Genomic DNA, 20,014 nt, shown 5'->3' on the forward strand with positions numbered 1-20,014 from the left:
CTGGGTCGATTTCCCGGCGCCCTCGCCGCCTTCGAAGGTGATGAACCGACCGCGTGCCACGCGGCCAAATTGGCCGGTTCGCCGGCTTTGTCCAGCGCCCTAGAAGGGCCGAACGACGCGGGCCTCGGCGAAGCCGTAGGAGGCCACGCGGTCGCGCACGCTCCAGGCCTCGCCCTCGTCGGCGCCGCCCGCCAGCATGACCCGATAGAGCGTCACCCCGTCGGCGCGCTGGACCGGCTCGATGGTGGCGTCTCCGGCGCCGGCCAACTGGTCGGCGACCCGCCGGGCGTTGTCATGGTCGGAAAAGGCTCCGGCCTGGACGCGATAGAGGCCCGAGGCGGCGGCCTTGGCCGGTTGGACGGCGGCGATAGGCGCCAGCGGCGTGGAGCTCACCGCGATCGGGGCCGCCAGGCCGCTATAGGGGATCGGCGCGGCCGGCAGGGTCGCGCTGGGCGCAGGCGTTCCCGTGTAGGACGCATAGCGCAGGCCTGCGTCGGGCGGGCCAAGTTCGGCGGGGCCCACATACCGCACGCGGACATTGGCCGTGCCCTGGCGGTCATAACCCAACTGGCGCGCGGCCTCCCGCGACAGGTCGATCACTCGCCCGCCGACGAACGGCCCGCGGTCATTGACCCGCACCTTGATCGCCTTGCCGTTGTCCAGGTTGGTCACCTCGACGATGGACGGCAGCGGCAAGGTCGTGTGCGCGGCCGAGGCCACGGTCATGTCGAAAATCTCGCCATTGGCGGTCGGCTTCATGTGGAAGGCGTCGCCGTACCAGGAGGCGATCCCCTGCTGGTCGTAGGACGGCTCTTCCTTTGGCGCGTACCAGATGCCGGCCACCTGATAGGGCGCGCCGATCTTGTAGCGGCCGCCCGCTCCGTTGGGCGTGTTCGATGTGTTCGGCGTCGCGATCGACGGCGCGCCGGGGCCGCTCGGCCGCGCGGCGTAGCGCGGATGCGGCGTGGCGCAGGCGGCGAGCGCCGCGCTCCCCATCAGCACCAGGGCCAGGTTTCGCGCTTGGATGTGATCGTGGATGCGGATCATGACCGCCCTTCCCTGTGTCGAACGCTCCCCAGCGCCGTGCTCAGGGGCGAAGATGGGCGCAAGGGTTTGAGCCAGGGTTAAGGAACGCGGTTAATCCGTTAAGGCTGTCGCCCCCCATTGGAGGTCGCCGCCCGGCCCTGCTATAGGCCCGGGTCCGGATGGGTGGCCGAGTGGTTTAAGGCAGCGGTCTTGAAAACCGCCGTGGGTGAAAGTCCACCGTGGGTTCGAATCCCACCCCATCCGCCACGATCGCGCCGGCCAACCCACGCGATCCGTCTCTGTCGCAACAACTTCAACGTGCTAATCTAGTCTCGGCTCGAAAGACCGGGGCAAGGGCACGCACATGGACCTTCAGTCGACGGGTATCGAACGCTGGATGGAGGCCGCGCCCGCAGCGGCTTCGTTCGCGGCTGTCGGCGGACCGCCGATGGCGAGGCGCTTCAAGTTCCTGACCGCCGACGGTCAGAGGGCGACGCCGCTCGAGCAGGAGGCTCTGCTCGGAACCAACGACCTGGTGGAGGCGAGCTTCCTCGCCCGCTGCGCCACCGTGATCGGCTGCATCGGGCGCGTGCGGTTCCACACGGCCAAGGGCCGGGGCTATGCCACCGGCTTCCTGATCGCGCCCGGCCTGATGATGACCAATCATCATGTGTTCGGCGACGAGAGCGCCGCCCAGGGCGCCAGCCTAGAGTTCGGATACCAATACGACATCGCCGGCCAGATCCCGCCGACCGAGGAATACGACATCCAGCCCGGCGTGTTCTTCGCCGCCGACAAGGACCTGGACTTCGCGGTGGTCGCGGTGGCCCCGAGCTCGACGACCGGGACGCGGCTCGACCGGCGCGGCTATCTGCGGCTCAACCCGGAGTCCGGCAAGGCCGCCAAGGGCGACTTCGTCACCATCATCCAGCACCCCGACGGCGAGCCCCTGCGCATCGCCCTGCGCGAGAACGAGGTGCTCAACCTGCTGCAGGATCCGCCGGTCATCTGGTACCGCGCCGACACCGCGCACGGCTCCTCCGGCGCGCCGGTGTTCAATGACAGCTTCCAGATCGCGGCCCTGCACAGTTCGGGCCGGATCAAGCGCAACGAGGCCGGTGAGTTCCTCCGCACCAACGGCGAATGGGTCGCCGACCTGGGGGGCCTGGGCGAGGGCGACGTGGTCTGGGAGGCCAATGTCGGCATCCGGATCAGCAGTATCTGCGCCGAGCTGCTGCGCCAAGCCAAGGCGCGGTCGCCCGCCCATTGCGCGACGCTGGAGAAGGCCATGCAGGGCGGAGACGTCCTGGCCGCGGCGATCGACCGGATCAAATCACACGCCGCTGAAGGCGAGGCCAAACGGGGAGACGAAGGCATGGGGCAGTCTGATGGGCGCGGCGCGCCAAGCGTCTCGCGCGGGAGTGACCTCGTCATCCCGCTTCAGCTCAGGATTTCGCTGGAGATCGGCGGCGCCGTAGCGGCCCCGGCGACGACGGTCAGCGCGCCGCAGGGTCTCGTCAACGACCTTGAGGTCGAGGCGATCAAGATGCGTATTCCGGTCGTCCATGACGGGCTCAGCCAACGCAAGGGCTTCAACCGCAAGTTCCTGGACCTCGCGGGCGGCAAGAGCGCGCCCGCCCCGGCCCTGACGGCCGTGGGCGAGGCGCTCGTCGCGCCCCTGCTCGACGGCTCGGGGATGGAGGTGAAGTACCACAAGTTCTCGATCTGGATGCACAAGGAGCGCCGGCTGGCGCTCCTGACCGCCGCCAATGTCGACTGGCGGGCCCGCAAGGCGGTGGTCGACGGCCAGAAGACCAACCGCAAGACCCTGGCCGGTTTCCCGCCCACGGGCGTGTTCGCCGAGCAGTGGGTCACCGATGCGCGCATCGCCGCCGGCCACCAGCTTCCGGACATCTTCTACACCGAGGACAACCAGGCGTTCGACAAGGGCCACATCGTGCGGCGAGACGACGTGGCCTGGGGGAACACCTTTCTCGATATTCAGAAGGGCAACGGCGACACCTATCACGTCACCAACTGCTCGCCGCAGACCAGCGTCTTCAACCAGGGCGACGACGGCGTCGACAACTGGGGCGACCTGGAATCCCACGTCCAGAAGGCAGCCAAGACCGACCAGGAGAAGGTGGTGATCTACGCCGGCCCGATCTTCACCCCGACCGATCGCTGGTTTCGCGGCAAGGACGACAGCGGCCCGCTGCGCGTCCAGATCCCGAACCGGTTCTGGAAGGTGGTGGTGAGCAAGGGCGAGGCCGGGGTCGAGGCCTATGGCTTCGTCATCGAGCAGGACGTCCGCGCCATCACCGAGACGGAGTTCTTCGTCACCGAGAACTGGATCGGCGAGATGAAGCGCATCTCCGAGATCGAAGACGCCCTGCGTGGCTGGGTGTCGCTGGAGGCCCTGAAGCCCCACGACCAGTTCGACAAGGTGCAGGCCCAGGCCTGAGAAGCCTTGTTCTCCGTACGCGTAGTTCCAGATTGGCGCCGCCCCTTCACGCGCGGCGCTATCTGCTGCGACGTACCTAAATGTACATCCCTCAACCAAGACGATAAGTTTTGCCGGCCCAGACCTCTAGATGAGGAAGCTGTGCATGAGGGGTAAGTGATGAGGCTACTGAATCTTGCTGCTATTGCGGCTATCAGCGTGAGTCTTGGTGGCTGCGCTTACAACGCTCCGGTGGGCGTTTCGCCAAACTTGAACGTCTATTCGTCGTACGGCGAAAAGGTGCCCGGGCGGTTTGCATTGTTCGTCGATTCAGAAGCCTTCAACACGACGGTTCGACCAACTGGATTGAACTGCGCCGCACACAGCTTTCCTTTGGATCTCCGCCAGTCTTTCGAAGCGTCGACGGTATCGACCATGCGTCAACTGGTCGACGAGGTCCAAGTCGTCGAGCGGCCAATTCCTGCTACCCAGCTGGCCGCCCAGGGCTTGGCGGGGCAAGTGACCGTTTCTGCGGAAACAGTTACCGCGCGCGTCCAGGTGATTTCTGGATTCTGGAGCTCTACGGCCGACTCGGTGGTCGAGTTGTCAGCGGGCCTTCTTGTGGACAGCCCTACAAGCCGTGTTCTGGGAACGACTGCTCAGGGGTTTGGAAATGCTCAACAGGATGCGGGCGCTTTCTGCGGCAACACCGCGAATGCCATTGGGGTTGCGACGGAAAAGGCCATGCGACAACTCCTCGGTCAGTTGGGAGAACGGATGAGCAATTCAGAACGTTTGCGCCGCGTGGCCATTGCGCCCGCCAACCCGACCGCCCCGCGGCTTCCCCAGGAGGTCCGCGAAGCCACCCCCGTTCTTGCGGCGTCACCACCTAAACCCCGCAAGGGCGGGTGCGTGCGAGTAACGACCGATCCGTCTCAAAACCGCTGCTAAGAGATCGCCCAGTGGTTGATATGGCCATGCCAAGGACGGTCCCGGCGCCCCATAACGCCCAACCTGTGACGTCGCTTCACGTCCGCTGGGCGTCGCGGCTCAGCTCCAGCCCCGGCATTCCGCCGTCGACGCGCCATTCCTCCAAGAGTTTGACGAAGGCGATGGAGCCCTTGCCGTAGGCGCCGTTGCGGATGGCCAGCTCCGAGGGCTTGCCCTCGTTGTTGTAGTAGCCGGGGGTGCATTCCTCGGCGAACTTCTGCCGCATGACCGCGGCGTCGAGGATGGTCTGGACCCAGGCCGCCTCGGCCTCGGCTTCCGCCTCGATCCGGGTCACGCCGTCTTCCAGGCAGCGGCTGATGATGTAGGCCGCGTGCTTGCTCTGCTCGTTCAGCAGGTGGGGATAGTTGGCGGTGAACCCCGACTGGATGTTGCTGAAGATCAGGCAGTTGGGGAACTCGCGCACGTGCATGCCGTGCAGGGAGGACGCCCCGTCCGCCCACTTCCGGGTCAGGCTCAGGCCGTCGCGACCAATGAGTTCGTAGCCGGCGCGACGGGAATATTCCGTGCCCACCTCGAACCCGGTGGCGTAGATCAGGCAGTCGATCTCGTACTCGACGCCGTCGACGACGACGCCCTTTTCCGTGATGCGCTCGACCCCCTGCCCCTGCGTGTCCACCAGCTTCACGGTCGGACGGTTGAAGGTGTCGAGATACTCGTCGTGGAAGCAGGGCCGCTTGCAGAACTGGTTGTAGTAGGGCTTCAGCGCCTCGGCGGTCGCCGCGTCCTGGACGACGGAATCCACCCGGGCGCGGATCGATTCCATCTTCTGGAAGTCGGCGAGCTGGACGAGCGCGCCCGGATCGGCCGGCGCGGCCCCTGCCCCGCCGCCTTCGGCCATGCGCTTGCGCGCGATCAGGCCCAGATTGCGGATGATGTCGGTCCAGCCGTCATTGACCAGGTCCTCCTCGGCGAAACCGCCGGAGACCAGGATGTTGAAGTTGTCCATCCGGTGCTGCTGCCAGCCCGGCGGCAGGCTCTTGGCCCATTCCGGATCGGTGGGCTTGTTGGCCCGCACGTCGATGGACGAGGGCGTGCGCTGGAAGACGTACAGCTGGGCCGCCGTGGCGCCGACGTGCGGCACGCACTGCACGGCCGTGGCCCCGGTGCCGATGATCCCGATCCGCTTTCCGGCCAGGCCCGTCAGGCCGCCGTTCGAATCCCCGCCCGTATAGGCGTAGTCCCAGCGGCTGGTGTGGAACGAGTGGCCCTTGAAGGTCTCCACGCCGGGGATGCCGGGCAGCTTGGGCCGGTGCAGCGGCCCATTGGCCATGCACACGAAGCGGGCCTTCATCCGGTCGCCGCGGTTGGTCTCGATGACCCAGCGCGAGGCGTCGTCGTCCCAAGCCATGCCAGTGACTTCAGTCTGGAAGCAGGCGTTGTCGTAGAGCCCGTACTTCTCCCCGATGGCCCGGCTGTGGGCCAGGATCTCAGGCGCGCGGGTGTACTTCTCCTTCGGCACGTAGCCGATCTCTTCCAGCAGCGGTAGGTAGACGTAGGACTCGATATCGCAGGCCGCGCCGGGATAGCGGTTCCAGTACCAGGTGCCGCCGAAGTCCCCGCCCTTCTCGATGACGCGGAGGTCCTTCACCCCGGCCTCGCGCAACCGCGCGCCGGCGAGCAGGCCGCCGAAGCCGCCTCCGATCACCACCACCTCGACCTCGTCGGTCAGCGGATCGCGGGTGAAGCCCGGCTCGACATAGGGATCTTCCAGGTAGTGGGCGAAGGCCCCGGCGATCTCCTGGTACTGGGCGTTGCCGTCGGCGCGCAGGCGCTTGTCGCGCTCGGCGCGGTACTTGGCGCGCAACGCCTCGGGATCGAACCCCAGATCGTCCGGCGTTGTCCGCGCCTTATCTTCGATCGCACCCGAATCCGCCATGAACCCCTCCCTCGACATACCGGATCATCTAAAGTCAGATTGCCCGTGGGGAATGCAAGGGGCGTGCACGCCACGCGCAGACGCCAGCATTTTCCGGGACTTCCGTCGGGTCCACGTGGCGCGGATCGCACGGTTCCTCTACCGTCGCTGGGACGCCTGCGCGAACGCGGCGACGGAACGGCCGACGGACGCCTCGACGCGGCCGCGGGAACGATACGGAGGAAGAGATGCACTACAAGGAGCTGAAACAGGCCTGGGCCGAGCTCACCGCGCCTGGCGCGCCGTTCGAGATCGCTCCGGTCGAGGTGCGCGGGCAGATGCTCCGGGCCTTCCGCCACGCCCCGCCCTCCGTGCGCGAAATCTGGCTCTCGACCCTGCAGTTCGCCGACCGCGACTACCTGATCTACCAGGACGAACGCCTGACCTACGGCCAGGCCCACGCCAAGGTGAACGCCATCGCCGCCTGGCTGACCGCACAGGGCGTCGTCCCGGGCGACCGGGTGGCCATCGCCATGCGCAACTATCCGGAATGGATGCTGATCTACTGGGCCTGCGTGTCGCTGGGCGTCGCCGCCGTGGGCATGAACGCCTGGTGGGTGACCGAGGAGATTGCCTACGCCGTCAAGGATTCCGCGCCGAAGGTGATCTTCACCGACTCCGAGCGCCTCCCCCGCATCCTGGAACGGCCTGAGATCGCGCAGGACACCCTGCTGGTGGCCGTGCGCACCGATCCGGTTCCGGCCGGGGTCATCCCCTGGGCCGATGTCCTGGCCAACGGCGGCGACATGCCCGCCGTGAGCGTCGATCCCGACGCCGACGCCTGCATTTTCTACACCTCGGGCACGACCGGATTCCCCAAAGGCGCGCAGCTCACCCATCGCGGCTGCGTGGCCAATCTGATGAACTTGATGTTCTCAGGCCAGGTCCAGGCGCTGGCGACCGCGCGAGCCACCGGTGTCATGCCCGACCCAGACGCTGCCCCGCCTACTCCGGTAGGCTTGATCACCACGCCGTTGTTCCACGTCACGGCCAACAACTGCGCCGCCTACGCGATCAGCGCCGGCGGCGGGAAGATGGTGCTGATGTACCGGTGGGACGCCGGCGAGGCCCTGAAGCTGATCGAACGCGAGGGCGTCACCGCCATGAGCGGCGTGCCGACCATGGCGCGCGAGCTGATCTCCCACGCGGATTTCGCCACGACCGACACCTCCAGCCTGATGACCCTGGGCGGCGGCGGCGCGCAGCTCCCGCCGGACCTGGTGGGCAAGATCGACGGCCAGGTGAAGACCGCCCGGCCCAATACAGGCTACGGCATGACCGAGACCTGCGGGATCATCACCGCGGTGGCCGCCGACTTCTACGTCGACAAGCCCTCGAGCTGCGGCCCGGCCATGCCGACCTTCGAGGTAAAGGTGGTCGACGACGATGGAAACGCCTTGCCCTCCGGCCAGGTCGGCGAGCTTTGGGTCAAGGGCACGCCGGTGATCAAGGGCTACATCAACCGCCCCGACGCGACCGCCGAATCGATCAGCCAGGGCTGGCTGAAAACCGGCGACGTGGCCCGGATCGACGATGACGACTTCATCTTCATCGTCGACCGCAAGAAGGACATGGTCCTGCGTGGCGGGGAGAACGTCTATTGCGCCGAGGTGGAGGCCACGATCTTCCGCCATCCCGCAGTGGCCGAGACCTGCGTGTTCGGCGTTCCTGACGCCCGTCTCGGCGAGGAGGTCGGGGCGGCCGTGGTGTTACGGCCGGGCGAGGTGCTCAGCGCGGCGGACCTCCGCGCCCACTGCGCGGCGATCAGCGCCAAGCACAAGATCCCGCGCTACCTGTGGTTCCTCGACGATCCCATTCCCCGCAACGCCAGCGGGAAGTTCCTCAAGCGGCAGCTTCGCGAGACGCTGGCGGTCGAGGTAGCTGTCTAGCAAACGATTGGCCGCGGGACGGATGACCCTGAACAAGCTAGTCCTTGGCGTTCAGGGGATCGTGCACGACGCGGTGCGCGGCGAATCGCCCGTCAGGCTTGTATTTCGGGCCTGCGGCGGCGACTGTCTCTCTGGGCGTTCAGGGCGCAGCTTCGGCGGCGTCTGAGTTGAGTACATCCTGTCGAGTTCGCTCGCGTGGGAAGGGGCGGTCTTGGATCGAGAATCGGACGTCAGAGGTGAGGTCGTCATCGCGCGGCTGCACGCCCTGGTCCGCGCGGGCTACCGGCCGGATGTTGGCGTGGAGCGCACCAAGGGCGCGGTCACGTTCAAGCATCCGCGCAAGGCCGCCGAGGTCACCCTGTGGGGCGACGGCCGCGTCGTCGACGGCGCGCCCTCGTTCATCGCCAACGACAGCAACCAGACCGTGATCGAAGCCTCCGACACCACGGGCTTCGAGCGGTTCATCGCCGACTCGCCCTCCCCCATCGCGGTCCGCAAGGTGGGGTCCAGCCTGCTGGAGACGGTCATCCTGGCCGCCGCGGCCTGGGCGATCCTGATCGGCGCGGTCTACAGCTTCTGGCGGCTGTCGCAGTTCGTCCTCGGCGCCGTCATCCAGGCCGTCACCTCCGGCTGAGCAAGGAGCTTCCCATGGCCGATCACGCCGCCGAAATCGCCGCGGCCATGGCTTGCCTGGACGACTTCATGGCGGCCTTCAACGCCCGCGACGTCAAGGCGTTCGAGGCCACTTTCAACTTGCCCAGCGTGCGCCTGGCGTCGAACACGCTCACCATCATCGAGGCGGGCTATCACCAGCCCCAAATGTTCGAACGCGGCCCGCTGGCCGAATGGGACCACTCGGCCTGGGAGCGGCGCGAGGTGATCCATGCCGGCGCCGACAAGGTGCACATCGACACCCGCTTCACGCGCTATCGCGCCGACGGCGGCGTCATCGGCGGCTTCGACTCCATCTATGTGGTGACCTGCGAGAACGGCCATTGGGGCGTCAAGGCCCGGTCCAGCTACGCGCCCTAAGCGGCGCGGCGCCGCGAGGTCGAGATGGCGCCGCGCTTGGAGACCTCCAGGAAGTCCGGCAGCTCCACGGCGGGCCCCGCGGCGGTGGCCCGGGCGCGCGCGATGCGCTCGGCCATCGGGGCGGTCCCCTGGAACAGGATCCGGTAGGCGCGGCGCAGGGCCGAGATATCGCCCGCGGGGAAGCCCGCGCGCCGCAAGCCCTCCAGATTGAGCGAGACCAGCCGCGCCCGGTCGCCCTGGACCAGGCAGAACGGCGGCACGTCCTGGGTGACGATGGAGCCGCCGGCGACGAAGGCGTGCCGCCCGATCCTGACGTGCTGATGCACGGCGCTCAACCCGCTGACCCAGGCGAAGTCGCCCACCACCACATGGCCGCCCAGCACCGCGCCGTTGGCCAGCTTGATGTCGTCGCCCAGCAAGCAATCGTGCCCGATGTGGGCTGCGGCCATGATGAGGCAGCGCGAACCGACGGCCGTCACAGTGTCGGCCGCGGCGTGCACCGTCACGGACTCCCGGAAGACATTGTGCTCGCCGATCGTCAGCCGCCCGGGCGCGCCGGACCATCCGCTGACCTGTGGACCCGCGCCGATGGAGCAGAACTGCAGGAACCGGTTTCCGGCGCCGATGGTGGTCAGGCCCTCGATGACCGCATGGGGTCCGACCACATTGCCCGGGCCCAGCCGGACGCCTGCCCCGATCACCGCGTAGGGCCCGATCTCGCAGGCCTCGCCGATCTCGGCGTCTGGGGCGATCACGGCGGTCGGATGTATGTGAGCCATGACCTGACCCTAGGCGGGCGACCGCGATGTCCGAATTCAACTTTGATGACCGTTTGCGTCGGCACTTGAGCTTGGTCGCCGGTCGTGGCGATCTAGGCCCGGGGGGAACAGACGAGAGCAGACCCATGTTCAGACCCGTCGCCGTCGCCGTCGCCGCCATCGCCGCGGCCCTCACCTTCCCGGCCGCGGCCTACGCGCACCATGGCTGGAGCTCCTACGACGCCGCCAAGCCCATCAAGCTCACCGCGCCTCTGTCCGGCGTGAGTTGGGGCAATCCGCACGGCACGGCCAAGGTCCGCTACCAGGGCAAGACCTGGGACGTGGTCCTGGCCCCGACGGCGCGCATGGAGGCTCGCGGCCTGACCCAGGCCATGGCGGGGTCCGGCCGGCCGGTGACCCTCGAAGGCTATCCGCGCAAGGACGGGGTGACCGAAATGCGGATCGAGCGCCTGACCGTCGACGGCAAGACCATCGAGCTGCGCTAGGCCTTGGAGTCGCTCGCGGCCTTCGCTGGGACGCTGGAGGTATCGCCCTTCGGCGTCTGGGCGAGCGGTTCCTCGATGGCCTATCCGGTGGCCAACCTGGTCCATCTCCTGGGCCTGGTGATGCTCGTGGGCGGCATCGGCCTGCTGGACCTGAGGTTGGCAGGCCTGTTCCGCGCCGTGCCGGTCGAGCCGCTCTGGCGATACCTCACGCCCGTGGGGATCGCCGGGCTGGGGCTCATGGCGCCCAGCGGCCTGGTGATGTTCGCCGCCGACGCCGTGAGCCTGGCCGGGTCGGAGACCTTCGGCCGCAAGCTGATCATCATCGCCCTGGCCCTGACCAACGCGCTGGCCTATCGGCTTGCCTGGCGGCGCAAAGTCGCCGATTGGGACGCCTCGGCCCCGCCTGTGGCGCGGGCGCTGGCCCTGACCTCGCTGTTGCTGTGGCTGACAGTGGCGGCGCTGGGCCGGCTGATCGCCTACACATAGGTCTCGATTCCCTCCAGCGGACGCCCGCCACTTGCCCACCGCCATCTATGGATCGCCGCCGCGCGACGTCATCGAACCGCCCGCCGGAGCGATCCAGGTCTCGCCCCTGGTTCCCGGGTCGCAGGACCTCGCTGCGATCGCGCAAGCGAGCCTGGACGAGATCGCCGTCCTGGTCCCGCCCGGCGCCGTCGAGGCCCGTCACGTCCTGGCTCAGGCCCTGCGCGCTCTGCGCCCCGGCGGCCTGCTCACCGCCGCCGCGCCGAAGGACAAAGGCGGCCTGCGCCTGAAGAAGGTGCTCGCCGCCCTGGGCTGCGAGGTCGCCGAGACGGCGCGCCGCCATCACCGCATCTGCACCGTGACGCGGCCCGAGGATCTTGCCGGCCTGCAGGCCGCTCTCGCCGAAGGCGAGCCGCGCCAACTTGCCGACGGGCTCTGGTCGCAGCCGGGCATATTCAGCTGGGACCGGCTCGACCCCGGCAGCGCCCTGCTGCTGGCCCATCTCCCGGCCCTCAGCGGTTCTGGCGCCGATTTCGGCTGCGGCGTCGGGTGGCTGGCGCGGGCCGTACTGACCTCGCCGGAGGTCACCGACCTCGTCCTGATCGACCTGGACCGCCGGGCGGTGGAGGCGGCGCGGCGCAATATCGACGACTCGCGCGCCGCCCTCCAGTGGACCGACGTGCGCCAGGCCGCGTCGAGCCTGACCGGCCTCGACTTCGTGGTGATGAACCCGCCGTTCCATGATGGCGGTGTCGAGGATCGCACCCTGGGCCAGGCCTTCATCCGCGCCGCGGCCGGGTCGCTCCGGAGCGGCGGAACGTTGTGGATCACGGCCAATCGCCATCTGCCCTACGAGGCGGCGCTCAAGGCCGCGTTCAAGTCCGTGCGGCCCGTGGCCGACTCCGGAGGCTACAAGGTGTACGAAGCGCGCAGATGACCAAGACCCCGACCATGCGGCTGGACCGCCTGCTGGCCAATCTGGGCTATGGCAGCCGCAAGGAGATGCACGGCCTGGTCGCCGACGGCGAAGTGGTCCTGGACGGCGTGGCGCTGTCGGACGCCGGCGCTCGCATCGCTATCGGCCCCGACCTTCCGGGCCGAATGACCATCCTGGGCGCGCCCATCGATCCGCCGCCGCCGGTGATCGTCATGCTGCACAAGCCGCTGGGCGTTGTCTGTTCCCACAAGGAGGCCGGGCGCAGAATCTACGACCTGCTGCCGCCGCGCTGGCGGGTGCGCGATCCGGCGCTCTCCAGCGTCGGGCGGCTGGACAAGGAGACCTCGGGCCTGCTGCTGATCACCGACGACGGTGGCTTCCTGCACCGGGTGATCTCGCCCAAGCGGCACGTGGCCAAGAGCTATGTCGCCACCCTCGACCGCCCCCTGACCGGCGTGGAAGCCGAGGTGTTCGCCGCCGGGACCCTGATGCTGGAGGGTGAGGACAAGCCCCTGATGCCCGCGATCCTCGAACCGCTGGGCGAGCGCCAGGCGCGGCTGAACATCGAGGAGGGCCGCTATCATCAGGTCCGCCGGATGTTCGCGGCGATTGGCAACCACGTCACCGCCCTGCACCGCGACCGGATCGGCGGTCTCGTCCTGCCGGACGACCTGGCCGCCGGGGACTATCGCGTGCTCACCGCCGCCACAGCAGAGACAGTGTTCGGAGCCTAGGCCTCACCACAGGGTCTTGGCGGCGCGCCCGGGCCATTCGGCGTCGTAGGCCGCCCCGTCAACCCGCGCCCCGCTGCGTTCCTCCAGGATCTGACCCGCGGTCGGCAGGGTGGCCGGATCGACGTGCCGCTCCGGATTCCACAGCTCGGAGCGGACGATGGCCCGCGCGCACTGAAAATAGACGGTCTCGACAGTGATCACGACGACCGAACGCGGCGCATGACCCTTCACCGCGAAGGACGCCAGAAGGTCCGGCGCGACCGAGACCTGGGCCTGGCCATTGATCCGCAGGCAGTTCCCCGAGCCCGGGATCAGGAACAACAGGGCCACGCGGGGATCGCGCACGATGTTCCGCAGCGAGTCGCAGCGGTTGTTGCCGCGCCGGTCGGGCATCAGGACCGTCCGATCGCCCTCGATCCGCACCACCTGGCCGTCATCGCCGCGCGGCGAGCAATCCAGGCCTTCCGGGCCGGCGGTGGCGAGCGCGACGAAGGGCGAGGCCTCGACGAGGGCCCGGTAATGAGGGGTGATCCAGTCCGCCTCCTTGACCGTCGAGCTCTCGTTGGTGGCGCCGTAGATCGCCTCAAGCGCTTCAATGGTGGTGATGACCGTCATGACGCTCCCCGTAACCGACGGTGGGTTTCTATCCGGACAGCCGGGAGGAGTCAGCCCGTCAGGCGACGTCGGCCTGGAGCGGGTGATCCTCGCGCGCCGCGATGGCGTCCACGATGGCCTCGATCAGCGCCGCGGCCCGGATGGGCTTGGACAGGTGCTGGTCGGCGCCGGCGTCCTGGCTGGCGCGGATGTGTTCGTCCAGGGCGTTGGCGGTCAGCATGATCACCGGCGTGCGCGGCAGGTTCTGGACGCTCTCGAACTCACGCAGCAGCCCGGTGGCCGAAAGGCCGTCCAGTTCCGGCATCTGCATGTCCATCAACACCACGTCGAAACGCTTGGCCTTGAGCAGGTCCAGCGCCAGGGCGCCGTTCTCGACGATCACCGGGTCGACGCCGACGGACTGCAGGATGAGTTGCACGACCTTCTGGTTGGTCGGGTGGTCCTCAGCCAGCAGGATCCGGCGCCCCGCCAGGTCAAAGGCTTCGGTATGGCGTTCGGCGGCGACGGGCGCCTCGGCCGCGGCGCGTTCCAGAGGCAGAACGAAGCCGAAGGCCGATCCCGCGCCCGGTCGGGATTCCACGTCGATTCGACCGCCCATCAGCTCGACCAGCGAGCGGCTGATGGCCAGGCCCAGCCCGGTGCCGCCGAACCTGCGCCGGATCGAGGCGTCGGCCTGCTCGAAGCGGCGGAACAGGCGTGCTTTCACCTCGTCGTCGAAGCCGATGCCGGTGTCGGACACCGTGAAGTGGATGGCCGCGCCATAGGGCCGGACCTCGAGACGGACCGAGCCGGCCTCAGTGAACTTGACCGCGTTGGACAGCAGGTTGGACAGCACCTGAGTCAGGCGGACCTGGTCGCCCATGAACCGGCCCTCGGTGACGGGATCGACGTTCCAGGTGAGCTCCAGACCCTTGGCCTCGGCCGACGCCCGGTGCAACTCGGCGATCCGGCCGACGATGCTGCTCATGGCGAAGGGTTCGTTGGAGAGCTTGATCTCACCCGCTTCGATCTTCGAGAAGTCGAGGATATCGGTCAGCACCTGCTCCAACAGGCGGCCTGACGACACGATCAACTCGGCCAGTTCGCGGCTCTTGGCGGTCGTCTGCTCGGCTGCAAGGGTTTCGGAAATGGCGATAACGCCGTTGAGGGGCGTGCGCAGCTCGTGACTCATATTGGCCAGGAACCGCGACTTCTCGGCGTTGGCCCGTTCAAGCTGGGCGGTGCGCTCCTGCACACGGTCCTCGAGCGACGACAGGACAATATCGACCTTCTCGCGTTCGCCGCGCAGGGCCTTTGCCAGCACGCCGATCTCGTCGTTGCGAGCCTCGACCAGGGAGACATCGGGCCGCTCGCGCTCTCCGAACGCCTCGGGCTCGCAGGACGCCGCCAGGCGGCGCAGGGGCTGGACAATGGTTCGCCGGGCCAGGGCTACGACCATCAGCATCTGGGCGACCGCGGCCACCAGGCCGAGCAGGAGCACCCAGGACGCTGACTTCGCCGCTGACCAGGTGACGGCGGACTTGGGATAGGCGAGCAGCAGGTACCAGTCCGGCCCGGTCAGCTTGCCATAGGCGATGATCTCGCGGCCGCTCGGGCTGGTGATGACGCCGTGGAGCTGGCCGTCTGCCTGGATCGCCCGGACCACGGCCTTGATCCCCAGCTTGCGCTCGTATTCAGCGATGGTTGTCTCGGATGCGCGGCCGGGGGTCTCGAACCCCGGATAGGCGATCAACTCGCCCTTGCCGGTGACCACAAGGTTCGAAGCGCCCGGCAGGGTGTGGCGGATGGCGTTCAGGAAGAAGCCTGTGAGCTCGATCGAGGAGCCGAAGGCGCCGACGAACTTGCCGCCCACATAGACCGGGGTCATGCACCCCGTGGCCATCCGCTCCGCCGGGCTTTCCCTCTCCTGGATCAGGCGCTGCAGGTTGGTGCATCGGGTGACCCGCTCTGGATTGTTCTGCGGAAGGACGATGTGCGACATCTCCTCCTTGCTGATGTCCAGGTCGGCGGGGGCGTCCTGCCGGTAGAACATCAGCCGGTCCTGACGGTCCGGCCCGAACATCACCAGTCGCGTGGACGGCGTGAAGAAATAGAAGTTGTCGTACTCGCGATAGGCCGCCTGGCCGAAGTCGGAGACGATCTCGAAGGCCGAGACCAGGGCCGCCTTCTCGAGCGCCGGAATCTCCGCGCCCCGCGAGATGAAGGCGCCCATCCCGTAGGTCACCTCGCCTGAGGTGCTGGTGTGGCCGTCGAAATACTCCGCACGGCTGCGTCGGGTGCCGTCGGCGCGAAGGGGATAGTAGGTGTCGGCGAGACGGTCGATGTCGGCGGGCGAGAGGCGCTTGACCCGCCGCTCCAACTCGGTGGCGGCGGCCTTGTGCAGGTTCTCGAGGTTGGAGAAGCGCTTATCCACATTGGTGCTGCGCTCCTCGACATAGTCGGCGAGGTAGGTGATCTGTCGGTTCGACAGCTCGCGCTGGAACACGAAGAAGGCTCCCACGGTGCCCAGGGCCGTGAGGATCAGGGACAGCACCCCGAGACTGACCTGGAACCTGTGGGAAAGTGATTGCATCGCCGCCTCGACCCCCATCGATCAGCAAGCAGTAGCCCAGACTCGTTTCGCCGAGGTTTACGCGTTTTTCCAAGTGCTTGCGTCGTCCGGACGCGCGACCATCAGGCCGCGCGTAATCCTCCGTCCACCCGCAGATCCTCACCGGTGACATAGCTGGCGTCGTCGGAGGCGAGGTACATGACCGCGCGTGCGATCTCCTCCGGCTGGCCAGCTCGGCCGGACGGCGTTCGCTTGCCCGAGGCGTCGGCCGCGCCGCCCCCCATCATCGGGGTGTCGATCGGACCCGGCGAGACCGCGTTGACCCGGATGTTGTCGCGGGCGAGTTGAAGGGCCGTGCTGCGGGTCACGCTGAGCACCCCGGCCTTGGAAAGGCTGTAGGACAGGGTCTGCGCGTTGCCCGCGTAGCCCAACACCGAGGCGGTGTTGATGATCGCCCCGCCGCCCCGCGCCCGCAATGCCGGGACTTCCCGGTCCATGGCGCGCAGCACGCCGTTGAGGTTGGTCTCCATCAGGTTGTTGTGCGCCTGCCAGTCCATGGAGCCCATCACCGCGCCGCCTTGGCCGATCCCGGCGTTGTTGAAGGCGATGTCCAGGCCGCCGTGCGTCTTGACGCAGGCGTCCACCAGGGCGGCGACCTCCTCGTCGATGCGGACGTCGGCCTTGCGGAAGGTGGCGTCGCCGCCGGCGGCGCGGATCGCAGCCTGGACCTCCGCGCCCAGCGCTTCGCGCCGCCCGCAGAACACCACCTTGGCGCCCTCCATGGCGAAGGCGTGCGCAGTCGCCTTGCCGATCCCGGAGGTGGCTCCGGTGATCAGCACGACCTTGCCGGCGAACCGTCCGACCGCCGCCTTGCGCCCCACGGCTGTCGGGGCGGACTTCAGGTCGGCCGCCGAGGCGGCGCTGGCCGCGAGACCCGCCAGACCGACGCCAAGCGTCAGCATCGCGCGCCGAGATGCGGTCTCGCCGTCGTTTCTAGGATCGCCCATGTTGTCCTCCCGTTCCCCGGCTCCATAATGCCGCAAAGCTCGAGCCCTGGGGGAACAAGATGACGGTCGCCGGCGAGGCCTTCGAGCAGCTCATGGCCTTGGCCGGTCGCGACCACCCCGACTTCGTCTCCTTTGACGAAGGCCCCTCCGGCATGAAGACCCGCTTCCACGCCGAGGCCGCCGCCGCCGCCGCCCTGGCGGCCACGGGAACTCTGGCGGCCGACCTCTGGAATCAGCGGTCGGGACAAGGCCAGACCGTGCGCGTCTCCACCCGCGAAGCCGGGGCGGCCATGATAAGCTTCGCCTTGCAGACATTCGAGGACCCGTCGCGCGCGCCTCCCATGCGCCCGGACGACGCCGGTGGCGGCGGGCGCGGCACGCCCGCCATGGGGTTCTTCCCCACCAAGGACGGCCGCTGGGTGTTCCTGCATCCCAGCTTCCCGTCCAGCGCGGCCAAGCTGCACGAGCTGATGGGCTCTCCGGCCGACACCGCGGCCGTCGCCGCCACGGCGTTGACCTGGAACGCGCTGGACCTGGAGAACGCCATTGCGGCGGCCGGCGTTTGCGGGGCGATGGTGCGAACGCCACAGGAGTGGGACGACTCTGAGCAGGGTCGGATCCTCGCCGCCCGACCGGTGGTGGAGGTGGTGAAGATCGCCGACGGCCCGCCCATGCCCCTGCCCTCCGGGGGCGAAGCGGCGCTCTCGGGCGTCCGCGTGCTCGACCTGACCCGGGTGCTAGCCGGCCCGACCTGTGGCCGGACCCTGGCCCAGTACGGGGCCGACGTGCTGTACGTCGCCTCGCCGCGGCTGCCGGCCACCGAGTTTTTCATCAGCGACGTCAACCACGGCAAGCTCTCGACCTGGCTCGACCTCACCGAGGCCGCCGACAAGACGAAGCTCCTCGAGCTGCTCGCGACCTGCGACGTGTTCAGCCAGGGCTACCGCCTTGGATCGCTCGAGCGCATGGGCCTGGGGCCCCTGGACCTGGCGCGCCTGCGACCGGGGATCATCTACACCTCCATCAACGCCTATGGCCACGAAGGCCCGTGGGCCAGTAGGCCGGGTTGGGAGCAGCTCGCCCAGACCGTGACCGGCCTGGCCCATGTTCACGGCGGCTACGCCTTCGACGGGGCGAAGGGCCCCCAGCTCCAGCCCGGCGCCGTCACCGACTACACGACCGGTTTCCTGGCGGCGTTCGGGACAATGGTCGCCCTGGATCGGCGCGCGCGGTTCGGCGGCAGCTACATGGTGCGGGTCTCGCTGGCTCAGACCGCCATGTGGTTGCGTAGCCTGGGCCTGGCGGCGCCCGAACATCTGCAGACCGTCCAACCTCCCGCGCCGGAAGAGATCGACGGCTGGCGAGTCGACAGCGACTCCGGGTTCGGGCGGGTGCGCCACCTTCGCGCGCCGGTTGCTTTGTCGGCGACCCCAGCCCGCTGGCGCCGGCCGACCATGCCGCTGGGCGCCCATGAGGCGGCCTGGCCTGACTGAGACTTGGGTTCGACGCGGAGACGGGTTATGGCCCGATCATGTCCGCTCCCGAAATCCTGCTCGATGCTCGCGGCCACCGCTGTCCGGTGCCGACCCTGCGCCTGCGCCGCGCCCTGGAGAACGCCCCGGCCGGAACGCGGGTGCGCCTCCGGGCCGACGATCCGATGGCTCGCATCGACGTGCCACACTTCGCCGCCAACGGCGGGTTCATCGTCCTGGAGGTCACCGAGGAAGCCGGTGTCCTCGACTTCGTGGTCGCTAAGCCGGCCTAGACCCATTCCGCGTCGGATGGAAACTTCCGCTCGGATGCAATGAGTTTATATTCAAATGCTTAGAGCGAGACGGATGCCTGAACCGGCGTTCGCTTCAGGCTGTCACGCTCTAGCTATGGCGCTGATCGAGTAGCAGTTTCATAGGCCGGCGCTCGTACAGCAGGATCTCGATCTCCGTCGCCAGCGCTCCGCCCAGGAACACGGCGTTGACGTTCCAGGACAGCCAGATCAGGAACACCACCACGGCGGCGACCGAGCCGTAGGTCGCGCCCAGCTCGGCGATCTGTTCGACATAGATGGCGCTGGCCCAGGACGCGAACAGGCACAGGAACGCCGCGGCGATTCCTCCGATGATCGAGGCGCGCCAGGCGACCGGCGCGCTGGACATGGCGAAGCGGTAGATCAGGCTCATGGCCACCGTCAGGCCGACGCTGGCCCAGGTCCACTCGCTGTAGAGCCAGGTCACCCCGGCCAACGGCTTCAGGTCGAAGGCCGCGGCGACGAAGCGGAAGTAGAAGAATACCGCGGAGAAGAAGGCCAGCATCGCGAAGGCCGCGACCAGGACGATCAGGGCCATGACGTTGAACCCGACGAAGCCGCGCGGCGCGTCCTCGTCATGGATGAAGGACAGGCCCGCCAGCAGCGCCTTGAACCCGCGGTGCGCGGCGTAGCCGCCGATGACCAGGGCCACGCCGCTCTGGGTCGAGACCACCTGGAACGGCGCCTGGGCCAAGCGGGTCAGTTCGCTGGTGAACAGGGTCTGGGCGCCGGCCGGCATCATGGTCGCCATGAGTTCGGCCTGATGCGCGGCCGCGGTCGGATCGGCCAGCAGGCCATAGACGCCGATGGTGATCGCCAGGGCTGGGAACACCGCCAGCATAACGAAGAAGGAGACGCCGCCCACATAGAGCATCACGTCCCGACCCCAGAGCCTGGTGAGGGCCTTGCCACTGATGAGCAGGGCCAGGCGCAACCAGTGGGTCGGGTCCCAGTCCATCTGGCGCAGGCGCTGGAATTCCCGACGGATCGACATGGCGCGGAAAGTGCTGAAGGTCGCGTCCCGGCGCAAGCGGTCTTGGCGTCGCGCACGTCGAAGCGGCGCGCCGGTCCCTTGCGGGAGCCGACGCGCCGCCGATGGGCGTGTCGTTCCATCGGGCTGTCAGCCGCGTCGAGGGACGGGAGATAGCGGCGTTCAACCTGACTGCAGAATCGCGCCAAACGGCTGAACCCCACCTGAACGGTGATCACGCCCCCCTGTTCACCGCCCAGATCGTCATCGAACTTTCACGCAAGCGGCTATAACCGACGAGAGCCGCGAATTCTGAACCTCGACCGGAGCCGT

At 68.1% G+C, this 20,014-nt stretch carries 18 protein-coding genes and 1 tRNA gene; 12 read left to right on the forward strand and 7 right to left on the reverse strand.

Going from position 1 to position 20,014, the window contains the following annotated elements; translation table 11 throughout:
- Positions 1 to 99 precede the first annotated feature (99 nt).
- On the reverse strand, positions 100 to 1,047 hold the full coding sequence (locus Q8Q77_RS02785) for a septal ring lytic transglycosylase RlpA family protein (protein ID WP_305580948.1): 948 nt from the start codon (positions 1,045 to 1,047) through the stop codon (positions 100 to 102).
- Between the two features lie 156 nt (positions 1,048 to 1,203).
- On the opposite strand from Q8Q77_RS02785, the gene Q8Q77_RS02790 reads away from it, so the two are divergent.
- The 3 genes from Q8Q77_RS02790 (at position 1,204) to Q8Q77_RS02800 (ending at position 4,420) form a co-directional block, all read left to right on the forward strand.
- A tRNA-Ser gene (locus Q8Q77_RS02790) sits at positions 1,204 to 1,293 on the forward strand.
- 97 nt (positions 1,294 to 1,390) lie between these two features.
- Positions 1,391 to 3,490, forward strand: a complete 2,100-nt coding sequence (locus Q8Q77_RS02795; RefSeq protein ID WP_305580950.1) for a DNA/RNA non-specific endonuclease — start codon at positions 1,391 to 1,393, stop codon at positions 3,488 to 3,490.
- A 159-nt stretch (positions 3,491 to 3,649) separates the two neighbouring features.
- A complete protein-coding gene (locus Q8Q77_RS02800) occupies positions 3,650 to 4,420 on the forward strand; it encodes a hypothetical protein (RefSeq protein WP_305580952.1) in 771 nt (256 codons plus the stop codon).
- A 76-nt stretch (positions 4,421 to 4,496) separates the two neighbouring features.
- On the opposite strand, the gene Q8Q77_RS02805 is transcribed toward Q8Q77_RS02800, so the two are convergent.
- Positions 4,497 to 6,356 carry an NAD(P)/FAD-dependent oxidoreductase gene (locus Q8Q77_RS02805; protein ID WP_305580954.1) on the reverse strand — a complete coding sequence of 620 codons (1,860 nt, stop codon included), beginning with the start codon at positions 6,354 to 6,356 and terminating at the stop codon, positions 4,497 to 4,499.
- Positions 6,357 to 6,583: 227 nt separating this feature from the next.
- On the opposite strand from Q8Q77_RS02805, the gene Q8Q77_RS02810 reads away from it, so the two are divergent.
- From Q8Q77_RS02810 to Q8Q77_RS02820, 3 genes are all read left to right on the forward strand, one after another.
- Positions 6,584 to 8,284 carry a class I adenylate-forming enzyme family protein gene (locus Q8Q77_RS02810; protein WP_305580956.1) on the forward strand — a complete coding sequence of 567 codons (1,701 nt, stop codon included), beginning with the start codon at positions 6,584 to 6,586 and terminating at the stop codon, positions 8,282 to 8,284.
- Between the two features lie 211 nt (positions 8,285 to 8,495).
- Positions 8,496 to 8,918: a hypothetical protein gene (locus Q8Q77_RS02815; protein ID WP_305580958.1), complete on the forward strand. Its 423-nt coding sequence runs from the start codon at positions 8,496 to 8,498 to the stop codon at positions 8,916 to 8,918.
- Between the two features lie 14 nt (positions 8,919 to 8,932).
- Complete coding sequence (locus Q8Q77_RS02820; protein ID WP_305580960.1) at positions 8,933 to 9,316, forward strand: hypothetical protein; 384 nt, start codon at positions 8,933 to 8,935, stop codon at positions 9,314 to 9,316.
- Here the strand turns inward: Q8Q77_RS02820 and lpxA are convergent.
- Positions 9,313 to 10,095 carry an acyl-ACP--UDP-N-acetylglucosamine O-acyltransferase gene (lpxA, locus tag Q8Q77_RS02825; RefSeq protein WP_305580962.1) on the reverse strand — a complete coding sequence of 261 codons (783 nt, stop codon included), beginning with the start codon at positions 10,093 to 10,095 and terminating at the stop codon, positions 9,313 to 9,315. The genes Q8Q77_RS02820 and lpxA overlap by 4 nt on opposite strands.
- A 125-nt stretch (positions 10,096 to 10,220) precedes the next feature.
- Here lpxA and Q8Q77_RS02830 point away from each other — a divergent pair, with 125 nt between their 5' ends.
- The 4 genes from Q8Q77_RS02830 to Q8Q77_RS02845 are packed head-to-tail and all read left to right on the forward strand — an operon-like array spanning position 10,221 to position 12,734.
- Entirely contained in the window at positions 10,221 to 10,580 is a 360-nt protein-coding gene (locus Q8Q77_RS02830; protein WP_305580964.1) for a DUF6152 family protein, read from the forward strand.
- Positions 10,581 to 10,583: 3 nt separating this feature from the next.
- A complete protein-coding gene (locus Q8Q77_RS02835) occupies positions 10,584 to 11,066 on the forward strand; it encodes a DUF6644 family protein (RefSeq protein ID WP_305580966.1) in 483 nt (160 codons plus the stop codon).
- 31 nt (positions 11,067 to 11,097) lie between these two features.
- Entirely contained in the window at positions 11,098 to 12,000 is a 903-nt protein-coding gene (locus Q8Q77_RS02840; RefSeq protein ID WP_305580968.1) for a class I SAM-dependent methyltransferase, read from the forward strand.
- Positions 11,997 to 12,734 carry a 16S rRNA pseudouridine(516) synthase gene (locus Q8Q77_RS02845; protein ID WP_305580970.1) on the forward strand — a complete coding sequence of 246 codons (738 nt, stop codon included), beginning with the start codon at positions 11,997 to 11,999 and terminating at the stop codon, positions 12,732 to 12,734. Before Q8Q77_RS02840 ends, Q8Q77_RS02845 begins: the two co-directional genes overlap by 4 nt.
- Positions 12,735 to 12,737: 3 nt before the next feature.
- Here Q8Q77_RS02845 and Q8Q77_RS02850 read toward each other — a convergent pair whose 3' ends face one another.
- The 3 genes from Q8Q77_RS02850 to Q8Q77_RS02860 all read right to left on the reverse strand — a co-directional run bounded on the left by Q8Q77_RS02850 (position 12,738) and on the right by Q8Q77_RS02860 (position 16,907).
- On the reverse strand, positions 12,738 to 13,349 hold the full coding sequence (locus Q8Q77_RS02850) for a pyridoxamine 5'-phosphate oxidase family protein (RefSeq protein ID WP_305580972.1): 612 nt from the start codon (positions 13,347 to 13,349) through the stop codon (positions 12,738 to 12,740).
- A 58-nt stretch (positions 13,350 to 13,407) separates the two neighbouring features.
- A complete protein-coding gene (locus tag Q8Q77_RS02855; RefSeq protein ID WP_305580974.1) occupies positions 13,408 to 15,921 on the reverse strand; it encodes an ATP-binding protein in 2,514 nt (837 codons plus the stop codon).
- A 101-nt stretch (positions 15,922 to 16,022) separates the two neighbouring features.
- The gene (locus Q8Q77_RS02860; RefSeq protein ID WP_305580977.1) at positions 16,023 to 16,907 is read right to left on the reverse strand and encodes an SDR family NAD(P)-dependent oxidoreductase; all 885 of its coding nucleotides are present in this window, start codon (positions 16,905 to 16,907) and stop codon (positions 16,023 to 16,025) included.
- 59 nt (positions 16,908 to 16,966) lie between these two features.
- Here Q8Q77_RS02860 and Q8Q77_RS02865 point away from each other — a divergent pair, with 59 nt between their 5' ends.
- Positions 16,967 to 18,400, forward strand: a complete 1,434-nt coding sequence (locus Q8Q77_RS02865; RefSeq protein ID WP_305580980.1) for a CoA transferase — start codon at positions 16,967 to 16,969, stop codon at positions 18,398 to 18,400.
- Between the two features lie 38 nt (positions 18,401 to 18,438).
- Positions 18,439 to 18,672 carry a sulfurtransferase TusA family protein gene (locus Q8Q77_RS02870; protein ID WP_305580982.1) on the forward strand — a complete coding sequence of 78 codons (234 nt, stop codon included), beginning with the start codon at positions 18,439 to 18,441 and terminating at the stop codon, positions 18,670 to 18,672.
- A 109-nt stretch (positions 18,673 to 18,781) separates the two neighbouring features.
- Here the strand turns inward: Q8Q77_RS02870 and Q8Q77_RS02875 are convergent, their stop codons facing one another.
- Positions 18,782 to 19,741 carry a YihY/virulence factor BrkB family protein gene (locus Q8Q77_RS02875; protein WP_371130391.1) on the reverse strand — a complete coding sequence of 320 codons (960 nt, stop codon included), beginning with the start codon at positions 19,739 to 19,741 and terminating at the stop codon, positions 18,782 to 18,784.
- Positions 19,742 to 20,014: the final 273 nt, after the last annotated feature.

The organism is Phenylobacterium sp. (genome assembly GCF_030698145.1).
GTDB lineage: Bacteria > Pseudomonadota > Alphaproteobacteria > Caulobacterales > Caulobacteraceae > Phenylobacterium.